Origin of the sequence: Pseudoalteromonas sp. TB51 (assembly GCF_000498055.1) — a bacterium.
Lineage (GTDB): Bacteria > Pseudomonadota > Gammaproteobacteria > Enterobacterales > Alteromonadaceae > Pseudoalteromonas > Pseudoalteromonas atlantica.
Genome location: NZ_AUTO01000104.1, coordinates 1 through 4,226, shown reverse-complemented (window position 1 = coordinate 4,226; position 4,226 = coordinate 1). Strand labels below are relative to the sequence as shown.

The 4,226-nt window shown below is 38.0% G+C and carries 6 protein-coding genes; all 6 read right to left on the bottom strand.

What is annotated here, in order from left to right:
• The coding region (locus tag L650_RS0105090; RefSeq protein ID WP_029772423.1) for a hypothetical protein at positions 1-284 on the bottom strand (284 nt) is incomplete at its 3' end.
• 238 nt (positions 285-522) lie between these two features.
• Positions 523-1,038: a M23 family metallopeptidase gene (locus L650_RS0105085; protein ID WP_029772422.1), complete on the bottom strand. Its 516-nt coding sequence runs from the start codon at positions 1,036-1,038 to the stop codon at positions 523-525.
• Between the two features lie 55 nt (positions 1,039-1,093).
• On the bottom strand, positions 1,094-1,363 hold the full coding sequence (locus L650_RS0105080) for a YrhK family protein (RefSeq protein WP_029772421.1): 270 nt from the start codon (positions 1,361-1,363) through the stop codon (positions 1,094-1,096).
• Between the two features lie 438 nt (positions 1,364-1,801).
• Positions 1,802-2,209: a hypothetical protein gene (locus tag L650_RS0105075; protein WP_004587203.1), complete on the bottom strand. Its 408-nt coding sequence runs from the start codon at positions 2,207-2,209 to the stop codon at positions 1,802-1,804.
• Positions 2,210-2,479: 270 nt separating this feature from the next.
• Positions 2,480-3,736 (bottom strand): cation:proton antiporter, encoded by a 1,257-nt coding sequence (locus L650_RS0105070; RefSeq protein ID WP_029772420.1) that lies wholly within the window; start codon positions 3,734-3,736, stop codon positions 2,480-2,482.
• A gap of 152 nt (positions 3,737-3,888) precedes the next feature.
• A partial coding sequence (locus L650_RS0105065) for a hypothetical protein (protein WP_029772419.1) occupies positions 3,889-4,226 on the bottom strand: 338 nt, incomplete at its 5' end.

Here is a 4,226-nt window from a genome sequence, read left to right as displayed (position 1 = left end):
CCACGGTTACTTAATGCAAACGATGTAAGTTCGCGTACTTTTAAACGTGGGCCACGGCTTTCTTTTAATAAGGCAATTGCTTGTGTACAAATGGCTTCAGCTTCTGTGTAGTTTTTAGATTCTACATTAAGTGCACAGCTATTAAATGGCTGTTCAAACTCTGGTGCGGCTGTTACAGAATCTTCAATAACCATTAATTTGTAGTCACTTTGATCAGCCATTGCAGCAGCTGAGCAAGTTAATAATGAGCCAAGAGCGATGGTTTTTAAAAGTGTACGTTTCATGATTATCTTCCTGTTTGGTTAGTCGTGCTTGTTGCCGACAACTTAACTTTAGATAAATCCTCTTCCCCCGACAAACGATAAAAACAAACCTAATAAGTGAGAAAATCTAACTTATAGACTTTAGTCTAATACCTGTTTTAAATAGCGTTTCTTTCACTTTCAAAAAATACAGCAAAAACAAGCGAGTTAACTACGTTGGCAGTTTATTAGTAAAGGCCCACCAATAAGTAAAACTGAGTTAGTTAGCAGTCAACTTTTTATGTGGGTTTAAAAAAAACATCTTTTTCCACCCTTGGCTTTGTGTTGTAAAAAGCCACGGCATAGGCATAAGCGATAATATAGAATAATGCACATGGGGTTGCTTTCCTGCAGCATTACCGGTATCACCCAGTAAGCCAATTTGACTGTTTAAGCTAACTACATCCCCTGCACTTACATTGTAGTCATTTAAATGTGCAAAATAATGCACTCGCCATTTTGCACCAAGTACCGCAACCACTTTGCCACCTCGGTTTAGTTCACCTGAAAAAATAACAATACCGCTTGTTGCAGCAACCACAGGCGTGTTTTTAGCGCCAAAAATATCAATTCCTTTATGCACACCCGAACGCCCCCACGGCTCATACCAAAACGTATTGTGGTTCCAATCCTTACCTGTAGCGCCTTGCACAGGAATTACTAGCTTCTCAGGAATGAGTAAACCCACTATTAATAAAATTATAACTGCGCCCAAAGTCCACTTTAGTAGTTTCAATGCATTACCTTTGCTGTAAGTCGTCATTAAATTATTAATTACAATACCTGAACGCCTAGTGAGTATTATTAGAATGAAACACTTTTTTAACGTGAACTAAACTCATTAATTTTAATACAGGTTTTATTATTAATTGCGCACTACCAGCTATAAAAAGCCAGGTACCGCTTTCAACTAATGACTCATTTAAAAAGAAAAAGCTACCAATTAAAAACCACACCGCAATTAAAAAATCGTTAACTGCGCCTAATGCTTCATAACGGCGTTGGATAGTAATATGCTCTTGTCCTAAGTCTAAATTAAGCTGATTTTTGCTTGAGCCCATCAATACTACTCACTCTTTTTACTGTGTAATTAAAAAACTAGTTTTCACTAGCATCTAATACCAATTCGCTTAATTAAGTATTATTGCGAATTGGTATAGGCTTATCTGCAAAATACAATAGCAAAAAACACACAATAAAAAACGCTGGCTGATATATCAGCCAGCGTTTTTATTGGTGTAGAGTCTTTATAGCTAAAAACTCACTATTGCTTGTATATTTAATTGTTTATTTTTGGTCTTTTTCTAAACGTTTTTTAAGACTTAAAGCCGCATCTGCCGCTAATAACATTTCCAAAAATAAAGCTTTCTACAACGGGCTTTCTCGCTTTTAAATTTACATGTGAGTTTTATAAAAAAATTTTATTACACGCACAAAAAAGCCCCTACCTAATATAAATCGGTAGGGGCTTTTTTGTGACTCTCGCTAATTAAATTGCTTTATAAGGCAAGCTCTTCTTTAGCGCGAGTTAAGTTATGAGACACTAATGTGTTTTCAGAGATTTGTACTGCTTCGTATAAATCAGCTAATGCTGCTGTATCGTTATGCGCTTTTAAACGTGCAACGCCACGGTTGCTTAAAGCGTACGATGTAAGCTGGCGTACTTTAAATTTAGGGCCTTGAGCATCTTTTAAAAGTGCAATGGCTTTAGTACAAATTTCTTCAGCTTGAGCGTAATTTTTAGATTTAACGTTAAGTGCACAGCTATTGAATGACTCTTCAAGTGGCAATGGTGCAGTAGCGGTTTTGATAACCATTAGTTTGTAGTCACTTGAATCAGCCATTACAGCTGCTGAGCAAGTTAGTAATGAGCCAAGAGCGATGGTTTTTAAAAGTGTACGTTTCATGGTTTGTCTTTCCTAATTAAGTTAGTCGCGCTTGTTGCCGACAACTGAACTTTAGAGTAATAGCTCAGCGCCGACAAACGAGAAAAACAAACTCAATAAGTGAAGAAAATTAACCTATAGACTTTAGTCTAACATACGTACAAATTTAAATGTTTAACAGCGTGTAAACCAGCGTAATTACTGCTTGTTTTGAAAAAGGTTTTAAAACGAGTGTTATGGAGTAGCTACGCAAACAAGCCAGTGTTCTGTACAAAAATCAGTCTTTAAAATTTATTTTGTTTTTATGCTTTTGGCGACTTTTCCTACGCTCAAGCCCTGCACTAAAATTGAAAAAACCACCACCGCATAAGTTAAAGCCAATAATATATTACGCTGCGATCCATCAGGTAGCTGCAACACCAGGGCCACCGAAATACCGCCACGTAACCCTCCCCAGGTTAACACTTTCCATGCACCGCTGGGCAGCTCGAGCTGTTTATTAAAAATAGTTGTTGTTAGGCCAACCACAATAAGACGTGCGCATAGCGCAATTAAAATGGTTAAAACGCCCGCCACCAGCAAATTAGCTGAGTACACAATCATTACCACTTCAAGGCCAATTAGCACAAATAAAATGGCATTTAAAATTTCATCAATTAGCTCCCAAAACAAATCAACATAGTGGCGTGTTTTATCACTCATGGCTAAATTACGGCCATGATTACCCACCATTAATCCCACCATAACCATCGCAAGTGGCCCCGATAAGTGCCAGTGACTCGCCAATGCATAACCGCCTATAACACCCGCTAGCGTAAGTAATACTTCTTCTTGGTAGCTATCTATTGCTTTTAATAAATAATTTAAAGCACCGCCTAATATTAAACCAAATATTATACCACCCCCCGCTTCAACAGCGAGTGTATGAGCCACTGAGTATGTAGTTGGCATATCACCACTGGTTAAAATTCCTAATAAAAGCGCAAATACCACCACGCCTATACCATCATTAAATAGCGACTCCCCCGCTATTACGGTTTCAATACTTTTAGGCGCGCCAGCAGAGCGTAAAATACCCATTACCGCTATCGGATCGGTTGGCGAAATCAACGCACCAAATAATAAACACCATATAAACGATAAATTAAATCCCAATAAAGGCACTACTACATATAACGCTGTAGCAATAATCACTGTTGAAACTAGCGTACCCACACACGCTAAAATACCTATGGGTAATTTATAACGTCTTAAGTCACTTACATTAACGTGCAGCGCCCCAGCAAAAAGCAGCATTGAGAGCATGCCGTCGAGCAAAACATGAGTAAAATTGAGTTGATCAAGTAGGCTTACTTCGTAATCAATAAGTTCATCAAACCCTAAAAAGCCCAAAAATATGGCCGCAATAGACACTAAAAGCGAAATAACCATCACCCCAATGGTGGTTGGCAGGCCTATAAACCGATGATTTATATAAGCAAGTAATGCGGTTATAGATAAAAAAATCGCGCTAATTTCAAATATACTCAACGTACTGGTGACATCCATAATCTAGCTCTCTTAAATTTAAAGCCTAACAGGTAGTTTCCACTTTTATGATTTGCACTTTTTAACCGTGCAACGCAAAAAGCCCATGTTAAGAATAAACCTAACATGGGCTTTTTATACACTGGCTTAATTAAAGCATGTTTAGTGCTTTTTTATAGCGCAAGCTCTTCTTTAGCAAGTGTTAAATTATGCGATACCATTGTACTGTTAGACATTTGCACTGCCTCGTACAAATCAGCAATGGCTGCGGTGTCATTATTTGATTTTAAGCGCGCAACACCTCGGTTACTTAACGCGAATGACGTAAGTTGGCGTACTTTAAATTTAGGGCCGTCTGCATCTTTTAAAAGTGCAATTGCTTTTGTACAAATTGCTTCAGCCTCTGCATAGTTTTTTGACTTAACATTCAGTGCGCAACTATTAAATGACTGCTCAATTGGCTGCGGTGCAGTCGCTCGTTCGATAACCATTAATTTGTAGTCACTTGTAT

Bases quoted from the DNA above. Each gene is read 5' to 3' on its own strand.
- L650_RS0105075 (WP_004587203.1), bottom strand. From the start codon at position 2,209: ATGAAACGTACACTTTTAAAAACCATCGCTCTTGGCTCATTACTAACT.
- L650_RS0105080 (WP_029772421.1), bottom strand. From the start codon at position 1,363: ATGGGCTCAAGCAAAAATCAGCTTAATTTAGACTTAGGACAAGAGCAT.
- L650_RS0105070 (WP_029772420.1), bottom strand. From the start codon at position 3,736: ATGGATGTCACCAGTACGTTGAGTATATTTGAAATTAGCGCGATTTTT.